Annotated in this window: 9 protein-coding genes; 3 read left to right on the top strand and 6 right to left on the bottom strand. The window is 36.1% G+C overall.

The window, feature by feature from the left end; genetic code table 11:
* The first annotated feature begins 45 nt into the window (after window positions 1-45).
* Window positions 46-639 (top strand): HPP family protein, encoded by a 594-nt coding sequence (locus ACIGAM_RS14340; RefSeq protein WP_396512164.1) that lies wholly within the window; start codon window positions 46-48, stop codon window positions 637-639.
* A 61-nt stretch (window positions 640-700) separates the two neighbouring features.
* On the opposite strand, the gene ACIGAM_RS14335 is transcribed toward ACIGAM_RS14340, so the two are convergent.
* Window positions 701-2344, bottom strand: a complete 1644-nt coding sequence (locus ACIGAM_RS14335) for a DUF5597 domain-containing protein (protein WP_396512163.1) — start codon at window positions 2342-2344, stop codon at window positions 701-703.
* Between the two features lie 327 nt (window positions 2345-2671).
* On the opposite strand from ACIGAM_RS14335, the gene ACIGAM_RS14330 reads away from it, so the two are divergent.
* Entirely contained in the window at window positions 2672-6802 is a 4131-nt protein-coding gene (locus ACIGAM_RS14330) for a two-component regulator propeller domain-containing protein (protein ID WP_396512162.1), read from the top strand.
* A 292-nt stretch (window positions 6803-7094) separates the two neighbouring features.
* A complete protein-coding gene (locus ACIGAM_RS14325; RefSeq protein ID WP_396512161.1) occupies window positions 7095-8552 on the top strand; it encodes an MFS transporter in 1458 nt (485 codons plus the stop codon).
* A gap of 97 nt (window positions 8553-8649) precedes the next feature.
* Here ACIGAM_RS14325 and ACIGAM_RS14320 read toward each other — a convergent pair whose 3' ends face one another.
* The 5 genes from ACIGAM_RS14320 to ACIGAM_RS14300 all read right to left on the bottom strand — a co-directional run.
* On the bottom strand, window positions 8650-11952 hold the full coding sequence (locus ACIGAM_RS14320) for a VCBS repeat-containing protein (protein WP_396512160.1): 3303 nt from the start codon (window positions 11950-11952) through the stop codon (window positions 8650-8652).
* A 105-nt stretch (window positions 11953-12057) separates the two neighbouring features.
* Window positions 12058-13587: a RagB/SusD family nutrient uptake outer membrane protein gene (locus tag ACIGAM_RS14315; RefSeq protein ID WP_396512159.1), complete on the bottom strand. Its 1530-nt coding sequence runs from the start codon at window positions 13585-13587 to the stop codon at window positions 12058-12060.
* 13 nt (window positions 13588-13600) lie between these two features.
* On the bottom strand, window positions 13601-16675 hold the full coding sequence (locus tag ACIGAM_RS14310) for a SusC/RagA family TonB-linked outer membrane protein (protein WP_396512158.1): 3075 nt from the start codon (window positions 16673-16675) through the stop codon (window positions 13601-13603).
* A gap of 488 nt (window positions 16676-17163) precedes the next feature.
* The gene (locus ACIGAM_RS14305) at window positions 17164-18096 is read right to left on the bottom strand and encodes a type IX secretion system membrane protein PorP/SprF (protein ID WP_396512293.1); all 933 of its coding nucleotides are present in this window, start codon (window positions 18094-18096) and stop codon (window positions 17164-17166) included.
* A gap of 52 nt (window positions 18097-18148) precedes the next feature.
* Window positions 18149-20295 (bottom strand): gliding motility-associated C-terminal domain-containing protein (locus tag ACIGAM_RS14300; protein WP_396512157.1); only part of this gene is annotated, 2147 nt, incomplete at its 5' end.

Raw genomic sequence — 20295 nt, 5'->3', positions numbered from 1 at the left:
TTTTGTGATCTCTCAATATTTTAAATCAAAAATATACCAGCAGTAATGCCTAGAAAATTTGTAAAAAGAACGTATAGATTATCAAAATATATTATTTACAAAGAAACCTTAGTTAATACCAGGGAATTATTTTGGTCATTTATTGGTGCATTTATAGGTATAGGTAGTATCGCCTATGTACAGTCATTATATATACCTGAGATAGAAAATATATTTTTAATAGGTTCTTTTGGAGCATCAAGTGTATTAATTTACGGTTCAATAAACAGTCCTCTTGCACAACCTAGAAACTTAATAGGAGGTCATATCGTATCTGCACTTATAGGTGTTACTATTTACAAAATAGTGCCAGATATAATTTGGATAAACGCTCCTCTTGCAGTCGCTTGTTCTATTATTGCAATGCAATTCACAAAAACACTTCATCCTCCCGGTGGAGCGACAGCTCTAATAGCGGTTATGGGAACAGAAAAAATTAAAGCTTTGGGTTATTTATATGTGCTCTCACCAGTTCTAACGGGTACTTTAATATTATTTATTATCGCTTTAATTTTTAATAATTTGACAAGATATAGAAGCTATCCTACACAAAGTAGACTTACAAATTTTTTCAAAAAGTCATTAGGATTTAAATCTTGATGTTTTTGTTTTTAATTTAAAATTCTATTTATAGGATTTAGATACATAATAAAACAGCTTACTATCTGTAATTGTAAAGTTCTAAACGCTGTATTTTATAGTCTTCTTTAAAGATGCGCAAATGTCTTCCTTGATGGGTTTGATCTCCGTTTAAATGACGTCTTATTTTCCACACATTATTTTCAAAAACTCCCTCATCTACTTTTAAAATGCCTACATGTAAATCTGGATTTTTAAGATTTTTAAAAGTTACATAAATACCATTTCCAGCTATATAGAATTCGTTTGCTCCTGTTTGTACAATGAGTGCTCCTGCCATGTCCCAATTTTCGTCTTTGGCTGCATCTTCCCAACCTAGTTTATAACTGTGGTTAAATGTAAACTCATAGTCGCCGAGACTTACGATACTTCCTTCATTTTCCTTATCAAGCAATACACCCTCAATTTTATTTTGACCCTGATTTGCCATAATTGTTGGTGTCAACTGGCCAAGTAAATCATACATTTTTGACAAAGGTTGATTCTTAGGGTCTTCTGCAGATTCTATTGCAAATGGTGAAAAACCCATTGCCTCATAGTGACCTATAGCAAAAGCAGCTTTCCCGGCAATGGTTTTGTCATAGCGATGCTCAGGAATAAATAACGGGTCTCCCTGCCTTACATATAAATCATTCCAATATTTAAAATCAGGATTGTAAAAATCTGGTGACATAAAATCTATCTGAGAACCGGCAGCTTTCCAGATATCCATTAAATGTGGCAGTGGGCCGGCACTGGGGTATTCACCCGGTTTACGACCTTTATAGTTTAGAGCTGCATTTACAAACATTGGGAGCGCATAGGCATCTTTACCGGCAGCAACAACTGCATTTGTAAATTCAGAAAAATACCAGGCCATAAAAAACTCATCGGTGTGATCTCCTTTACCAAAGAGTTCTTGCCAATTACCCTTTGTTTTAAAGCCGTTTTGTTCCCAAGCGTTATAAAGTTCTGGCACAAGATTTTCTTTATGTTTCTGCATATAGTTTATAAGAGCTTGCGGAACTGCCGCTTCAAATTTGAGATTAGCTTCTTTGCTGTGGTCCCGTGCAGAGGGTAGCATTCCTACTTCATTTTCGGGTTGCACCATAATTACAGTTTGCTCTTTAGAATCAAACTCCTTTAAATGCTGCATTAACGTATTAAATGCAGTGCGATCTGCATTTAAATTAGCCGTGCTGAATGGGGAAAGTATTTCTTGGCTAATTCCATTTTCATCTTTTGCCCGCGGAAATTTTTTCTGATTGGTTTTTACCCATGAGGGAACATGGCTAGACATACTATTTTTCCAGGAACCAAACCAAAGCAACACAACTTTGAGTTCATTTTTACGAGCTTCTTTTAATAAATCATCTAAAAGCTGAAAATCAAATTTTCCTTCTTCCGGCTCTAATAATTCCCAGTAAACGGGAGCTAAAACTGTGTTAAGGTTAAAAGCTTTTAATTTTGGCCAGACAGGAACCATACTTTCTAGACTTGTAAAGGTAGAATTGCCTAATTCTCCTCCTAAAATTAAAAAGGGTTTACCTTCTACGATTAGCTGGGTAGTATAACCAAGCTTTCTTAAGTGCGGTATAGTAGACTCAGGTATTTGAGCAGACACCGTAAAAGCATTTAATATAAGTAAGAATACTACCTGTATATATATTATGATTCTATATTTCATACGAGTTTAAACTTTATTTTGATAATCTAATTAGCAAAGGGTTTTTATATAAGATTGATCTATATGGATTTTTGTTACGGTACTTAAATATCTAAGTTATAAATGGCACTATCTAACAGATATGATGCTCTTACTAATACAAATGATGCATTTGTATACCTCTTATTTTTTTCTATTTATATTGTACATTAACTAAATCATTACTTTAAAATTTAAGGCTGAAGTTCTCCAGTTATTTAATTAATTTGAATTTCTTTTTTTAAATTATTGAACTCCCTACACGTGCCAAAAAAAGAATTAACCTGTACCTTTTCCTTTTATAGAATTATGAAGATTAGAGTATCTTTTAAGATAGCTGTTATATTAAGTTTACTTCTATACAATAGTGTATTTGCTCAGGAAGTAGAGGAAGAGTACCGTTTTTTAAACATTGCAAACGGCAATACACAACGAGCTGTTTCTACAATTGTTCAAGATAGTCTTGGTTTTATTTGGTTTGGTACAAATGGCGTAGGCATAAATAGATATAATGGTGCCGACTTAACATCGTACAAGCAGAATTTTAATGATAGCAACTCTTTAGGTAGCTCACTTATACATAAATTATTTATAGATAAGCAAAATCGCTTGTGGGCAGGTACAAATTATGGCTTAAACTTATATGATCGTGATTACGATAACTTTAAAGAGGTGAAGCTTTATATAGACTCGCTCGAGGTTTCAAACATTCAGATTAGAGCCATACAGGAAGATGCAAATGGGAACCTGCTGGTAGGGTCGCATTATCACGGGCTTTTTAAAGTAAACCTTAGAACCCTTGAGGGATATCAGGTGCCGGTACGGTTTTCAGAAATTAATTCGTTAGAAGTTAACAGCATTGTTACTAGTACGTATGGTGATTTATATATAGGTACAAACAAGGGACTTTTCAAATATACAGGTGCTGTCGTAGAGCCTGTTTTAGCCCAGTATGAACAAGACGATAAACTTATATCATATCATATTGAGACTTTATTTTTTGACAACACTGGCGCTTTATGGGTGGGAACCTTTGCAAACGGACTGTTTAAAATAAGCTTTGATGCGCGAGGTAATTATACGATACTAAGTTATGAGGTGACTGATAAACGTATTCTTGCTATAGCGCAGGCACCAGACGGTAAAATGCTATGTGGAACTGAAAATGACGGACTTTTTGTTCTTGATAAAAACGATCAGATTTATAAAAATTACAGGCATAATAAATTTGATACAGGAAGTATAAAGGCAAATTCAATATGGTCTTTATTTGTAGATATGCAAGGCCGTATCTGGATAGGGTATTACAATCAGGGGCTGGCAGTTTACGACAAATTGTATGACAAATTTAAAGACATAGAAAGCCTTCCTAATGTTAATAATTCGCTACACGGCTCTTCGGTAACAGGTATAATAAACGATAAAAAAGGAAATATCTGGATAGGTATAGACGGTGGTGGTGTTGATGTTTATAATACAGAAAGCAAAAATATAACCCACCTTACAGATCCTAAAAACCCTATCGCTAAAAACCTAAATGCCCGCGATATTGTTACACTATTTATAGATAGTAAAAACACAATTTGGGTAGGCACCTGGAATTCTGGAATTTTCTATCTGCCTGAAAACACTTTAGCTTTTAAACAATACAACGTCTCTAATACTGATGGTGGTTTAAAATCAAACCGTGTTATGAGTTTTGCAGAAGATTCAAAAGGTACAATCTGGATAGGGACCTTTCTTATGGGTTTGCATTCCTATAATCCACAAACTAAAAAACTCACCCACGTTAACGACCAGTTATTTTCTAATCCATTAGCGAGCCAGCGCGACGTGCGTACTGTTATGGTAGACAATAACGATGGAGTATGGTTGGGCACTACAAGTGGTTTGTATAAAGTAGAACAGCTTTTAAATGGTACTATGCGTGCAGTTTCTTTTAAGGAAAAAATGCGTCAGAATTTAGCAGACAGAACAGAGATTGACATCATCGCATCGCTATTTGAAGATTCAAAAGGTTCTATCTGGGTAGGAACTATAGGTGCCGGTTTGTGTAAATACAATCCTAATGACAATTCGTTTATATGGTTTACAGGAGACGACGGCCTGGGGCAAGAAACGATTGCTTCTATATTAGAAGATGATCAAGGTAATATATGGGTAGGTGGAAATAACGGTCTTACGCAACTAAATACCGATTCAGGAACGTTTAAGAATTTCGATAAGCAAGATGGTCTTTTGGCTAATGATTTTAATTATAATGCATCATTTAAAGATGAAAACGGCTATTTATATTTTGGTAGTTATGAGGGTATAAATTATTTAAACCCTAAAAATATAAGTTTTAACGATTACAGTCCGCAGGTTTATTTTACAGACTTTAAACTCTTTAATAAGTCTGTGATTCCTAACACCGAAGGCTCACCATTAAAAAAAGTTATTTCGCAAACTGAGGCGCTTACCCTTACCAGTGCACAATCTGTATTTACAATAGAATATGCAGGAATTAGTTTTACACGGTCTGAAAAAAATCAATACGCGTATTATCTAGAAGGTTTTGATGAAAAATGGAATTATGTAGGTCAGAGCAGAAGCGCTACATACACAAATCTAGCACCTGGGGATTATGTATTTAAAGTGAAAGCAGCTAATAATGATGGCGTTTGGGATGAAATTCCGCAGACATTAAAAATAAAAGTCTTACGTCCCTGGTGGTCAACAAATACGGCTATCGCTGCTTACTTATTTGCACTGCTAATAATTTCCTTTTTTATATACAATCTTGTTAAACAAAGGGTTGCCGAAAAGCGTGCTATAGCTTCAGAACGTGACAGGAGAATACAGGAAGAGGTATTAAATGATAGAAAGCTTCAGTTTTTTACTAATATCTCACATGAGTTTAGAACGCCACTCACTCTAATTTTAAATCCGTTAGAAGATATTATAGATGGTGGTTTTTCTAAAATGCCAAAACCCGTTACAGATAAGCTATCTATCATTCATAAAAATACAAACCGTCTCAAACGTCTTATAGACGAACTTATGGATTTTAGAAAGCTTGAGATCAATAAATTTTCGGTAAAAGCTTCAAAATTAGATGCGGGAGTTTTTGTCAAAGAAATTGCTTCTCATTTTGAAGAAGAAGCTTCACTTAAAAACATAGTACTTGACGTAGAGGCCGATGAGGTTGATGTGTCACTGTGGAGTGATCCCTCTATGCTTGAGAAAATTCTATTCAATTTACTCTCAAACGCATTTAAAATTACACCAGACTCCGGCAGTATTTCAGTGAGCGTGTACAGGTGCAATCAGAAAATTATTCTTCCACTGGTAGATGAGAACGACCCGGTTTCTGCATTAGAAATACAGGTTGAAGATACTGGCTTAGGAATCAAAAAAGAAGAAGTAGATAAGATCTTTGAGCGATTTTATCAAGTTGAAAAAATGAACAGTCAATACTACGGCGGTACAGGTATAGGTCTCGAAGTGGTTAAAAATTTTATAGACCTTCTTAAAGGAAAAATAGAAGTGGAAAGTGAAGAAGGAGTAGGGACTAAGTTTAGGTTATTTTTTCCGTTAGGTTATGCACATTTTAGTGCAAATGAACTGTTTTTAGTTCCGCAAGAAAGTGCAGCAACGCAACAGAATAGTGTAACTCAAAGAGATTCTGTTTCAGAATTATTAAAAGACAGTGACTTAAAAAGTTTACTTATCGTTGAGGATAATGCAGAGTTAAGAAATTACCTCAAAAACGAACTCTCAGCAGAATATTTTATTTTAGAAGCGTCTAACGGCACCGAAGGTTTAGCTCTAGCTTCAAAGAAAATACCCGATTTAATTATCACAGATGTTGTTATGCCAGAGTTAGACGGTTTTGCATTTTGCGCACAGCTAAAAGCCGATTTAAAAACCAGTCATATTCCGCTAATTATGTTAACTGCAAAAGCAATGACTGAAGATTGGGTGACCGGTATAGATGCCGGTGCAGATGTATACCTTAACAAGCCCTTTGATATGAAAATTTTAAAGGCACAATTACGTCAGATTATTTTAAGCCGTCAGGTACTTCTTAATAAGTATTTAAAGGACTCTAACAACGTCATGATTCCCGAAAACACCTCACAGCTTGATAAAAAATTTATTACAAAAGTGCTGGAGTATATTACGACAAATATTTCTGATGAAAATCTCACAGTAGAGAATCTGGCCGAAGAACTTAATTTAAGTAGAAGTCAATTATATCGAAAAATTAAGGCTCTAACAGGTAATTCTGCTAATGAATTTTTGAGAAAAATACGCCTTGAAAAAGCAAAAGAACTTATTGAAAGTGGTAATGCCTCGATAAGTGAGGTGTGTTTTAAAGTGGGATTCTCTTCCCCGTCATATTTTACAAAATGTTTTAAAGCTCATTTTGGAGTTCTGCCTACAGAGCTTAAATAGAGCTTGTAAATCCCGTATTTGCTGCATTTAGCTACAAATGTTTTAACAAGTGCTTCATAGTTAGTATTCGGTATATTTTAATTGTGCGAATTTTAGAGTTCTAACAACAGGTGTTTTTTAAACACTATATCTCTTGAATTAAGAATGAAATCAGCTGTACTAAATCTACTAATTACGAAATCGATGTATTGGCGTAAAATGGTTTTTAGTCTGTTTCTTTTTCAAAATGTGTTGATTCAAAATCAGGCAAACAAGCTCTTCTTAAACTAATAAATACCCTACCACATATTTCATGAGCACCCATTCACAAAAATTATCGATCAAAGAAAAAATAGGCTACAGCCTGGGCGATCTTTCAGCAAATTTGGTTTTTCAAACGTTGATGACTTATTTGGCCTATTTCTATACAGATATCTATGGTCTAAAGGCAAATGATGCTTCAGCAATTATACTTACCGTAGGACTGGTGGCTGCTTTTGGTTTTAATCCTGTTATAGGCGCGTTAGCAGATCGTACCAGGTCTAAGTATGGTAAATTTAGACCGTGGATAATCTGGACGGCGGTACCGCTGGGTATTGTGGCTCTTTTGGCTTTTACAACTCCAGACTTTGAGTACAAAGGCAAAGTGATTTATGCGGTAGTAACGTACACATTATTATTGCTCTTATACGCTTCTAATAATCTTCCTTATTCTGCACTCAGCGGGGTAATTACAGGAGATATGGGAGAACGTAACAGTTTATCTGCCTATCGTTTTGTGGCAGTTATGTTTGCTCAGTTTTTTGTTCAGGTATTTATGTTACCTATAATTGAATCTGCAGGTGATGGCGATAAAGCAGTAGGAATTGAGATTGTAATGACCTGGCTGGCCATAATAGGAACGATAATGCTCATTATTACATTTTTAACTACTCGAGAGCGCATTGTACCATCTGTAGATCAAAAGTCAAGTATTAAAGAAGACCTGGGTGATTTATTTAAAAACCGACCCTGGGTTATTATGCTGGTGCTAACAACATTAGTTTTTATAACGCTGGCAATGAAAGGGGGTTCGTATGTCTATTATTTTAAGAACTATGTAGACCCAAATGCGCTTACTACGTTTATACAACCCATACTTGATTTTTTAAATTCTATAGGTGTTAATTTCTTTGGTGAAAATCCAGTTTCTGCAGGCTTTGGTCTATTTAATGCCGGCGGTATAATCTTTATGATTGTAGGAATTACGTTTTCAAAACGTTTTGCAGATAAATACGGAAAACGGGATGTTTTTGGTGTGGCATTGTTTTTATCAACTCTTTTTATAATTGCTTTTTATTTCTTTTCAAAAGAGTCTGTAGGGTTAATATTTCTCTCACAAATCTTACACGGCTTTTTTTACGGGTTAACCATACCCTTGCTTTGGGCAATGATCGCAGATGTTGCAGATTATTCTGAATGGAAAAATAACCGAAGAGCAACAGCTATCATATTTTCGGCAATGATGGTGGGATTAAAAGGAGGCTTAAGTATTGGGAGTGCTTTAGTCACGTGGATTTTAGGGTTGTATAACTATATCACTAAAGAAGCTGCAGTGGCAGGAGAAGCACTTATACAGCCCGAAAGCGCTATACAAGGAACCCGTTTGCTTGTGAGTATTTATCCTGCAATACCTTTTTTAATAGGTATAGGCTTATTGTTTTTCTACGAGATTAATAAAAAAGCAGAAACTCAAATAGAAACCGACCTGAAACAGCGTAGAATTAAATAGTTTACAATAAATGCTATTCCTTGAATTTGCTAAAAATCACGTGTATAATGTGTTTTTAGTAGCTTCAGGTTTTTATTGAATGTTAGCATTTCTAGTTCTATCGGGTTTTAAATAGTTTTAAAGGAGCATTTTGAAGACTCACAATGTATAAATCCTTAGAATCTTCAGTTTTCAGTTTTACAATTTTCCTAGCTTCTTCAGGTACATAAAAACCACTTTCTGTAGCATTTGCAGCTGTAAAGGTATTATGTCCACTATTTATAAGGCATAAACCATTTCCTGCATCGTATTGTCCCGTTAATACTTCAGTATCTTTATAATTTCCCACTGCGAGAATATAAAGTTTTTTATCTGCATTTATATCTATAAACTCAAAATCAAAAATAGGAGCCCATTGCGCTTCATCAGGAAGAGCAGTATATTTAAATGTACCGTCGCCAAGATTTTCAACATATACAGATTGTAATATATAGGTATTTAAAATTTCTTCGGAAGTAAATTTTACGGTTTCAAAAAGTTGCTGAAAGGTTGAGCTGCCGTACATTTTATAGGATCCTGTACGTTTACGTATCATAGGTATCTGACTTATAAGCGTGTTTCTGGGCTGCATTATAAATTCTTTGTGATCAATAAATTGAGTCATTATAGGCTCAATACTTCCATTAGAATCATAATCTTTAGCATAAATATGCAGCGGTTCTTCTACCGAAGCTTTAAATGGGTTATTAAGTCCCCAATTTCCTACGACAAAATCTAAATCTCCGTCACCATCAAAATCCGCAGATTTTATGCAGTTCCACCAGCCATTTGTCTTAGCTAAACCATTTGCTGAGGTGTCTGGTATGAGTTTACCATTTTTAGAGTAATAGACTTGTATAGGCATCCATTCGCCAACGAGAACCAGATCTGTAGCGCCGTCTGCGTTGAGATCTTGTGCAAAAGCACCCGTTACCATTCCGGGATTTAAAAGTGCTGGCGCCTTTTTAGCAGTAACATCTCTAAAAATACCGTTAGTGTTTTCTAAAAGATACGATCGCGGAGCATGTGGGTAATTATTAGGGTTTAGTCTTCCGCCCACAAAGAGATCGAGATCTCCATCTTGATCATAATCAATTTGTACAACTGTATTAGTAGGAAATTCAATTTTAGGCAAGTTATTGGGAGAATAGGTAAAATTACCTACACCATCATTTATAAAAAGCTTGTCTTGATAAAGACTGGTATCAAAGTAATGTTCAGAACTCCCGTAGGCGATATAGAGATCAAGATCTGTATCGCCGTCAGCATCAAAAAATAAGGCTGCAGAAACTTCAGAAATTGAGTCTAAAGCTATCTTATCTTCCTTTTTCAGATTAAAATCACCTGTTTTGGACTGTAAATAGAGATAGTTTCTTTGATTTTTCGATCCGCCTACAAATACATCTTCAATCCCGTCACCGTTGCTATCTCCTGTAATTATAACTGGTCCTGGTTTGCTGTGTGTTCTAAAGAGTAACGGCCATTTTTTAAAATCGTTAAACGTAGTTTCTTTAGGAATGAAGTTTAAACCGTTTGCTTCATAATGTGTTAAATAGGAAGATTTAGGTTTTTGTATATTTTGACCTGCTATAAATTCTGTTCCTTTAGTGGGTGTAAGTACCTGGTTTTTTTCGACATTTAATAAAAGGATGGTGGTATTATCTGGCCACAAAATACGTATAGAATCGGCTTGCTGCGATTTCCCTAAACCAAAATACAGCGAAGGTTCAAAAGAAGATAAATAACCTTGATGCGGAAACAATTCTGAAAACTGAACACCGTTATGAGCATACAACCACACCTTTACTCCCAGATCTTGCCCATTTGCCTGAAAGTTTAATTTTAAATAATTATGTGCGGTTGTTTCCTTTTTGAACGTGGTGTTTTCAAATAGAAAAGCAGGCTCATCTATGTTATTTGTAATCATATCCAGATCACCATCTAAATCAAAATCTGCATAGACAGCGCCATTAGAGTAGGAGGGTAATTCTAAACCATAGGCTTTAGTTTGATTTGAGAATTTATTAGAGCCGTCATTTTTAAAATAGAAATTCGATTTTTTTACACCTGGCATTTTTGCCAATTCTGAGCGTAATTTTTCAATGTGTTTATCGCGTGATTCAAAACTACTTGCCGAATTATTAAAATCGACAAAATCCATATCTGTGATGTCTTTTTTGTAGCCGTTTGTGATGTAGATATCTTTATAACCATTATTGTCAAAATCTGCTATCAAAGGAGACCAGCTCCAGTCTGTTGCCGCGATACCTGAAAAATAGCCCAAGTCACAAAAGTTGTCGCCAGTGTTTATTTGCAAAACATTACGCACAAATTGGGGCTGATAACCAGACTTGATAGCGGTATTAAAGCGATCAAAAGGAATTTCTGAAAACATGGTTTTTTTACGCACGTTATCATCTGGAAGCATATCGAGAACTACCAAATCTAACAGGGCGTCGTTATTTAAATCTGCCGCATCTATACCCATACTATTATGGCTTTGATGCTTAAAATAAGTTTCTATCTTGTTGGTGAAGGTTCCGTCTCCATTATTAACATAGAGAATATCATTAGACATAAAATCATTTGCCACATAAATATCTGGGAAGCCATCCTGATTAATATCAAGCACTTTAAGGCCCAAACTCCATCCTTCAATTTGAATACCGGCTTCTGCAGAGACTTCCTTAAAAACCGGAATGCCGTTTTCATTTAACCCCTGATTTTGAAACAAATGGTCTGTGCTATTACCTGTGCCATCTTTGCGCTGCCCAAACGGATTGTTCTTAGGGTAGTTTTCATTTGAGTTTGTTGCCAGATACATATCCAGATCGCCATCTTTGTCATAATCTAACCAGGCTGCCTGTATAGCGTAGCCCGTAGTTGTTAAATTCATTTCTTCCGCAAGGTTTTCAAATTTTACTGTTCCGTCTACATCTGTCTTATTGATGTAGAAGTAATTTTTAGATTCCTTTAAATTAAGATCGTGCGCAGTCGATATGTGTATATCTGGTTTACCGTCATTATTTATATCTACGATTGATACACCTGTACACCATTTATCTGTTGTAAAGCCTGAGGTTTCGGTTATATCTTTAAAACGTAGATTGCCCTGGTTGATGTAAATTTTGCTACTCACCATATTACCGGTAAAGCAGACATCAGGTAAACCATCACTATTAAAATCTGCCACTCCCACACCGCCACCGTTGTACATATATTGATAATCCATAATATTGAATAACTCATTTTCTACTAGAGTATTTTCAAAATCTAAATGAGATATCTGTGCGGGAATCTTAACAAACATGGTAGATTCTGCAGATTTATCTGTACAGGAAATTAGTATAATGCATAATAAAAGGTTGACGATTCTAAGCATAAAGAAATGTAAGGATTTAATGATAACATTCTTATAATGGCAAAATGCCATGATCAACTAGCAGATCACGGCATTTTGAAACAAAGGCAAATAAATAATTTAGATTTAATAACCAGGATTTTGATCAGCTTGTGTCAAGGCAGGATTATTATCAATTTCAGATTGAGGGATAGGTAAAACCAGCAGTTTTTGCTCAAAATTAGCAAGAGGTTCAGCTGTAAATTTTCCTTCTTTTCTCCATCTTAAAATATCTCTGTTTCTAATTTGTTCAGAACTTAATTCTACTCGTTTTTCGTGCATAATTGCATTCATTATCTGTTGTTCAGATCCTACGGGATATGCTGTGGTAGGATAGCCCGGCATATTTACGCTAGCACGACTTCTTACTTGATTCATTAGAGTGATTGCGCGAGCAGGATCACCAGCTTCAAGTTCGCATTCTGCAAGATTAAGCAGTACTTCTGCATAACGAATTACACGCATATTAATACCGCCTGTTTTAAATCCGCCCGGATTTTCCTTGTACATTAATGAGTATTTTCTCCAGCTTATTTCTGTAGTCTCTCCCTCAAATGTGGTAGTTTCTCCCTGTGCAGCAGGTACCACTTCTGTGCCGTTATTAAACATATCTCCTGTTTTATAAAAGCTCATTGCAAAACGAGGATCGTTCTTAGCATCTCCTTTAGATACACGCTCAAAATCGTTTAGTAAGGCATTAGAAGGTATTAGGTTTCTCCATCCTATATGAGAATATTCCTGAGTTCTTACAGCTTGTTCATTTGTGCCATTTCCAGTACCGCCCCAGTCAAAACCCCCTACATTAGCATATCCTATTTCTAAAATAGACTCGTCGTTAAATTCATTTTCTTCTTGAAAATTCTCATCGTATTGGTCTATTAATTTATACTCTTGAGAATCTACAATAGCGTCAAATGCATCTTTTGCAAGGCCATATTGACCAGTGTACATGTATACGCGACCTAACATCGCAAGAGCTGCACCTTTAGAAAAGCGACCTTTTATAGTCGTGTTTGATGCGACAGGTAAAGCTTCGGCGGCTTCACTAAGATCTGTGATTGCTTGATTAAGCACAGCCTCTTGTGTAGCTTTAGGAAAACCTTCATTAAAATCTGTAGCTACTTTTGTAGCGAGCGGTACACCGCCCCAAAGGGAACCTAATTCAAAAAACATCCAACCACGGGCAAATTTTGCTTCACCTATTAGAGTTTTACGATCTGCATCAGAGATGTCTGGAGTTTCTGCACCACGTTCTATAACTGTATTTGCACGTAGAATTGCGGTGTAAGAACCTTTCCAGACTGCCGTAGCAACGGCATTGTCTGCATTATTTGTACCGGTTAAAAGCGCTGCTCTTGGTAATTCTAACTGGCCACCTCCAGATTTATTATCATCGCCTCGTAAATCGTGTAAAAACCAGAATTCACGGGCATACATTTGATTTGATTGAATAGTAGCGTAGATAGCATTTGTACCCGCTAATAATTCTGCTGTATTTTGGTAATAAGTGGGTACCGAATAATCATTTGGGTTTTTAAGATTTAAATCCTCTGAATCACAAGCTGTGACTGCCCAAAATCCAACACACAGCGTAACAATTGTTTTAATATTTTTCATAATTTTTTTCTTTTTAAAATCCGAGTTCAAGACCTAATAAAAACGATTGTGGTCTTGGGTATTGACCATAATCTACACCTTGTACGCGTAAATTATTTCCTCTTGCACCTATCTCAGGATCATAACCTGAGTATTTTGTGAACGTTGCCAGATTGTTACCTGAAACATAAATAGTTAGTTTACTAATATTGTCATTTAAAGTTCTGCCTAACCATTCTTCAGGAAACTGATATCCTATTTTTAAATTCTGTAATCTTAAGAAAGATGCATCTTCCAGATAGCGATCTGAAGTTCTATTGTTTGCATTAGGATCACCACTTATCATACGAGGTATGCTTGTGTTTGTGTTTTCTGGTGTCCACGCATCTAAAACTGCTACATCGTGACCAAAAAGACGCACACCACCTTGTCGTGTAACCTGTAGCGCATTATAAACATCATTACCCTGATTACCGTACCAGTACATACTCATAAAGAAATTCTTATAGTTTGCATCAAAATTTAACCCGTAGCTAAAATCTGGTATAAAGCTTCCTATTACTTCTCTATCATCTGGAGTCACCTGGCCATCACCATTTAAATCTTTAAATTTAATATCTCCGGGAGCAGTCTGAGCAACTTGATATGCACCGTTAGGCGATGCTGCGTTTAATTGATCAATCTCTGCTTGTGTTTGAAAAATACGTTCAACACGATACCCATAGAAAGACTGTATAGGATCACCCACAGCTGTTCTTGTAATATCTGTATCACCAAAGTCTGCATTCCTTCCGCCAAAAATAGGGCCTGATCCTAAACCATTAACGGTGTTTCTAAAAATACCAATGTTTGCACTAGCATTCCATTGAAAAGCGGTGCCCGGTTTAGAGTAATAAGATCCAGAAAAGTCAAGTCCCCAGTTTTCCATAGCACCTACGTTTGCAAGTGTATTTCCTTGAAAACCTTGAGAGTCTGCTGTGGGAACAATTAGGATAAGGTTATCTGTGGTTCTCTTATAATATTCTGCAGTAAACTGTACTCGGTTTTGATATAAACCCAGATCTATACCTATGTTAGTCATTTCAGTAATTTCCCATTCTAAGGCGCTATTTGCTAAACTTTGAAAAAATGCACCTTGTACCACTTGTCCGTTAATAACTGCGTAGGTGTCTGTACTTATACCGGCATTACTTTCATAATTGCCAATGCCTTCAAAGCCCATTTTACCCCAGCTTGCTCTAAGTTTTAATTCTGTGATGTTATCTGCATCTTCCATAAAAGATTCCTGTGCTAAATTCCAGCCTGCAGAGATACCCGGAAAGGTTGCCCATTTGTTATCATCTGAAAATTTAGAAGAACCATCACGTCTTATTGAAGCACTAAATAAATATTTACCGCCAAAATCATAATTCACCCTTCCTAAAAAGGAAAAAATGCTGCTTTCGCTTAATGTAGAACTAGTGGTTTGATTTACTGTACCCTGTAAAACATTAATGGTATTGCTATCACGCTCACCATAACCCTCAAGGGTTGTTTGCTGAAAATCTTGTCGTTCTGCAACTGCTAAAACATCTAGATTGTGATCTCCCCAGCTATTTTCGTAATTCAACTGATTAGAAAAGTAATTCCCTGAAAACGTACTGGTAGTTTTTCTTATTTTATTTTCGTTATTGCCCGTAAAACCATCAAAATAAATAGGTTGTATGTCGCTATTTGTAGCGCTTGTCCAGTCTAGACCAAATGTAAAACGGTATTTTAAGTTTTTAACTAAACGTAAATCTGCGTATGCCGTACCTAAAATACGTACGTTAGTATCTTCATTTGTATTGAGAAGACTAGAAATAAGCGGGTTTACAGGGTCTGTGCCATCTGCACCGTCAGGAGATCTAAAGCCTCCAGCTAAAGTAGGATCACGTAAGGGTATATAAGGGACACCTCGTATAGTGTTCTGAATACTGGTACGACCACCAGGCTCCCCCTCATTTTCTCTTCTTCCGTTTGCAAGTGTTAATGATTCTCCAATACTTAACCAGTCTGTTATCTCATGATCAGAATTTATTCTGAAGTTATAACGATCAAAACCGGTTCCTACAACAATACCTTCTTGTTTAAAGTAACCAAAAGAACCATAAAAGCGAGATTTATCTGAACCTCCTCTAAGATCAATGTGATGTGAAGTAGTCACTGCAGATTGAAAAAGAGCGTCTTGATAATCTGTATCTGTTTGTGCAAACGTTTGAGTTGCGCCTGCGTAAATAGGAGTGTCTAAATTTGCCCAACGTGCAGGTTCTGCCTGTCCTGCATTGCTTAATAATTCACGGCCAAATTGTAAGTATTGCTCTCTATTAAGTAAGTCTAATGTATTAGGAACATCAGAAAAGCCTGTAAAACCTTTATATGTAAATTCTACTTTTCCGTTTGCTCGCCCCTTTTTAGTAGAAACAAGAACAACCCCATTTGCAGCTCTTGAACCATAAATAGCAGCAGCACTTGCATCTTTTAATACCGAAATAGATTCAATATCGTTATTATCAAAATCTCCTAGGCCGCCCACAGGATAGCCATCAACAACATAAAGTGGGGTAGAAGCAAAGGTTATAGAACCCACACCTCTAATTTGTACAATAGGGTCTGTACCGGGACCACCTGAATTTGTAACCTGTATGCCGGGAACTCTACCTTGTAGAGCTTCTGCAAAACTTACTACAGGTAATGCGGTTACTTCGTCTGCAGATATTGAGGAGACAGCACCTGTGACAGATTCTTTACGTTGGGTACCATAACCCACAACAACAACCTCGTCCAATTGAGCTGTATCTTCTTTTAATTGAATATTTATAGTACTCTGATTATTTATTGAAATCGTTTGCGTAAAAAAGCCAACAAAACTTATAACCAGTTTTCCGTCTGAAGGAGCATTCGTAATGCTGTAATTTCCATCAAAGTCTGTTTGTGAACCATTATTGGTTCCTACAACTACAACTGAGGCTCCAGGAAGCGGGGTGCCATTATCGTCAGAAACAACACCTGTTATGGTCGTTGTTTGCGAAAATGCAATTTGCCCGAGCATTGCAATTAGTGCAAATAATGCGAGTTTGAGTTTACTCATAATTAAATCGTTTAATGTTGTTTGTTATTAATACTGGCTTTTTTACAAGCTGCAATAAAACAAATGTATGTGAAGGGTTACATGTGCACTAAAAGAAATGAAGCAAACACTGCAAATCTTGAAGCACGATTGGTGATAATCGTAATAAACCACGTGGTTTTCAACTCGTATTCTTTAAATTTTATATTAATTTAAAGTTAAATGTGAATGGTTTGACCCTAATAGTATAAATAGTTCTAAAAGGTGATTGAAGATCAATTATGAGGATCTTTTAATGTGGAATTTTTAATCAGGAAATCAGTTCCTTTAACTCTTCCAACAAATATTGGTTACTTGCTATTTAGATTTAAAAATGATTTTTTTCTTAAATAAAAATGGTGAAAATAGAGAAATCCGTATTTGTTTTATCAAATACGGATTTGTTTATGTGGTTTCGCCTTTTAAAAATCAGTCTATACTTAAAAGCTATTTTGAATTAAAAATTAATCTTAAAAGAATCGAGGTGTAAGCATACGATTATATTCTTTGAATAATTCAAAGCGTAAAAACAATTCATAGGTACCATCATTGTAAGTCGCATTGCCTAAATCTGTACTTTCTCGATCGTATGCAAAGCCTATGAGTAAGCCGTCATTAACCTGAAAGCCTACTAAACCACTCAAAGCAGCACTCCACCTGTAGGATGCGCCTAAGGTTAATTTGTCATAAAACAAAAAGTTTGCATTTACATCAACTGCGAGTGGTGCTCCCGCAACCATTTTAACTAATGTAGAAGGTTTAAATTTTACATTCCTGTTTAAATCAAAAACATAACCTGCTAAACCATAATAATGAATACGCTCTTCTGCTAAAAATGTTTCTGCTCCTGCCGTACCGCTTCTATCAAAATGATTGGTTTGTAAGAGTTGAGGGGCAGACAATCCTCCATAAAATTTAGAATCGTGGTAAAATATACCTACACCCACATTAGGAGAAAGCTTATTATCAATATTAATTAAAAAAGGATCTCCCGAATTAAAAGGATTGGTTCGGCTAAAGTCTACATCCAGTACATTTAAGGATCCTTTAATTCCGAAGCTAAATTTCCCTTCGGCACCCGTTTCTAATGTATAGCTAAAATCTACGTTAAAATAAGTTTCCCGTGCAGGACCCAAGGCATCATTAACAAGACTAAAACCAAGGCCGACTTTGCCTAAACCTATAGGACTGTGTACCGAAAGATTTTGAGTACGTGGCGCACCATCAAGACCCACCCACTGGCTACGGTGTAAGAGCAAAATGCTGGTTACACCGCGGTTTCCCGCATAAGCCGGATTGATAACTAATGGGTTATACATATACTGTGTGTACTGCGGATCTTGTTGAGAAAATCCTAAAGTACAGCAAAGTAGTGCTACAATGATTAAATATTTATTGAATATACTCACATTCTTCTTTTTAAAATTTTAATAAAGATGGGTTCTCTATATACTTCTAATTGATATATATGTATCCTGCTTTAGAACGCGGAGTTCCGTTTGCGGTTGCATAGTTTAGGACATAGTAATAGGTCCCGGTAGGCAATAATTTACTGCCGTCTATAGTTGTACGACCATTAGAATATCCTGTAAATGCTGGGCTTCCGGCTTGACCATAGGCATCCTGACTAAACACTTCTACACCCCAACGGTTGAATATTTTTAGAGTATTATCTGGGAAGCGCTCGATTGCACCTATAGTTAACTCATCATTAATACCATCTCCATTTGGCGTAATTACATTGTATACAAAAATGTCTTCTATAGAAAGTACCATTCTGGTCACATCATCTGGTTCACCATCACCATCTAAATCCTCATTGGTATTATTTGTAGGATCATCAGATATATCTGTAATAAGCACATCATTTTCAGTGGTACCGGTCACCGTAGCTGTATTGTCTACGTAACCTGTACTAACATCGCGCTGTGTGATTTGATATACTGCAGAGAACGAAGTGAAATCAGATTCACCAGGTAACAGAGTAATAGGTCCGCCAACTATGCTTACTTTATTGTCTGTAATTGTAATGTTATTCAAAGTAACATTCCCGGTATTATTTATCTGAAAGGTGTAATTAATAGTATCTCCAAAATCAGGAATTCCATTATTATTTGAATCTACATATTCAGCCATTTTTAATAACTCAACGCTAGGATTAGCAGTGATCACAAACGTGGTAGGATCTTCAAAATCACCATCATTATCAATGTCTAAATTGGCAGTTTCAGCCGGATCGTCTGAGAAATCATCTATTACAATACCATTAGTATCTGTACCCGTCGCTAGAGCAATATTAACAACCTCTCCTGCAAGTAAATCTGCTTGGGTGATTACATAGGTAGCACTAAACGTGTTCAAGTTGCTCTCACCAGGCTCTAGATCAATTGGCCCGCCGGTAACCGCAACCATATCATCTAAAATTGAAATATCGTTAATTGCTGTGCTTCCGTTATTAGTTACCGTAAAGCGATAGGTTAAAACATCACCCGCACTAATAATTGAATCTCCATTGGTATCTGCATAGCTTACTCGTTTAAGCAGGTCTAAATTAGAGTTTGCATTTAATAGGGTTACAGTAGGATCAGCATTTCCACCAGTTTCATCAGCAGGATTTGAGCTATCTGAAATATCAGTTATAATATTGTTACTGTCATCAGTTGCTGTTGCTGTTGCAGAGTTAACGACCTGACCATCATCTATATTCTGTTGCGTGATTAGATAATCTACCGTAGCAGAACCTTCTTCTCTAGGTGTTAAAGTTGAATTTGTAATTTCTAAACCAGTTATCCCAATCTCAGCATCATCAATAGAGATGGTGTTAAGAACTGTGTTACCTGTATTGGTAACCGTAAACGTATATGTGATAAGATCACCAAGGTTTACAATACCATCTGCATTTGCATCTACATACATAGCATCTTTAATAAGTTGCATACTCGATTCAAGTACTACTATTGTTATAGTTGCAGTTGTACAGTTATTTGGATTTAAATTTTCACAAACAGTGTATGTCACACGGTAGGTTCCTGCTTTAGAATTTGGTGGTACAATTATATTACCATTACTATTTACAGATACTCCATTTAACCCTCCATTATCAGAAAGTGTAACATTTACATCTGCTGAATCTATTGGATCTCCATCTAACGTATCATTGTCTAATACGTTACCTGCAATTCCACCAGTAATTCCATTAATAGGTATGCTACTGAAATTATCATCCACTAAAATCAAGCTACTAGCTTCAACCACGATTGTGGCTGTTGCTGTCTGGCAGTTATTTGGATTTAAGTTTTCACAGATTGAATAAGTAATGGTATAGCTGCCAGCGGGAGTATTTGGTGGCACAATTAGGTTTCCATTATTATTAATTGCTACTCCGCTTAGTCCACTATTATCTGCAAGAGATATTGTTACATCTGTAGGAGAAACCGCAGCGTTATCCAAGGTGTCATTTCCTAAGACATTACCAGCAACTCCACCATCTGCTCCGTTCACTGGTTTAGCGCTAAAGTCATCGTTAGTTGCAACTAGATCACTTGCAGCAACTACAACAGTTACAGTAGTAGTGGCACAATTATTAGGATTGAGAACCTCAC

This window comes from Leeuwenhoekiella sp. NPDC079379, assembly GCF_044542075.1.
Taxonomy (GTDB): domain Bacteria; phylum Bacteroidota; class Bacteroidia; order Flavobacteriales; family Flavobacteriaceae; genus Leeuwenhoekiella.
The sequence above is the reverse complement of the archived record's forward strand: the minus strand, read 5'-3'. Positions and strand labels throughout refer to the sequence as shown.

Excerpts from the sequence above, each read along its gene's own strand:
- ACIGAM_RS14340 (WP_396512164.1), top strand. The coding sequence starts at position 46 with ATGCCTAGAAAATTTGTAAAAAGAACGTATAGATTATCAAAATATATT.
- ACIGAM_RS14335 (WP_396512163.1), bottom strand. The coding sequence starts at position 2,344 with ATGAAATATAGAATCATAATATATATACAGGTAGTATTCTTACTTATA.
- ACIGAM_RS14330 (WP_396512162.1), top strand. The coding sequence starts at position 2,672 with ATGAAGATTAGAGTATCTTTTAAGATAGCTGTTATATTAAGTTTACTT.
- ACIGAM_RS14325 (WP_396512161.1), top strand. The coding sequence starts at position 7,095 with ATGAGCACCCATTCACAAAAATTATCGATCAAAGAAAAAATAGGCTAC.
- ACIGAM_RS14320 (WP_396512160.1), bottom strand. The coding sequence starts at position 11,952 with ATGCTTAGAATCGTCAACCTTTTATTATGCATTATACTAATTTCCTGT.
- ACIGAM_RS14315 (WP_396512159.1), bottom strand. The coding sequence starts at position 13,587 with ATGAAAAATATTAAAACAATTGTTACGCTGTGTGTTGGATTTTGGGCA.
- ACIGAM_RS14310 (WP_396512158.1), bottom strand. The coding sequence starts at position 16,675 with ATGAGTAAACTCAAACTCGCATTATTTGCACTAATTGCAATGCTCGGG.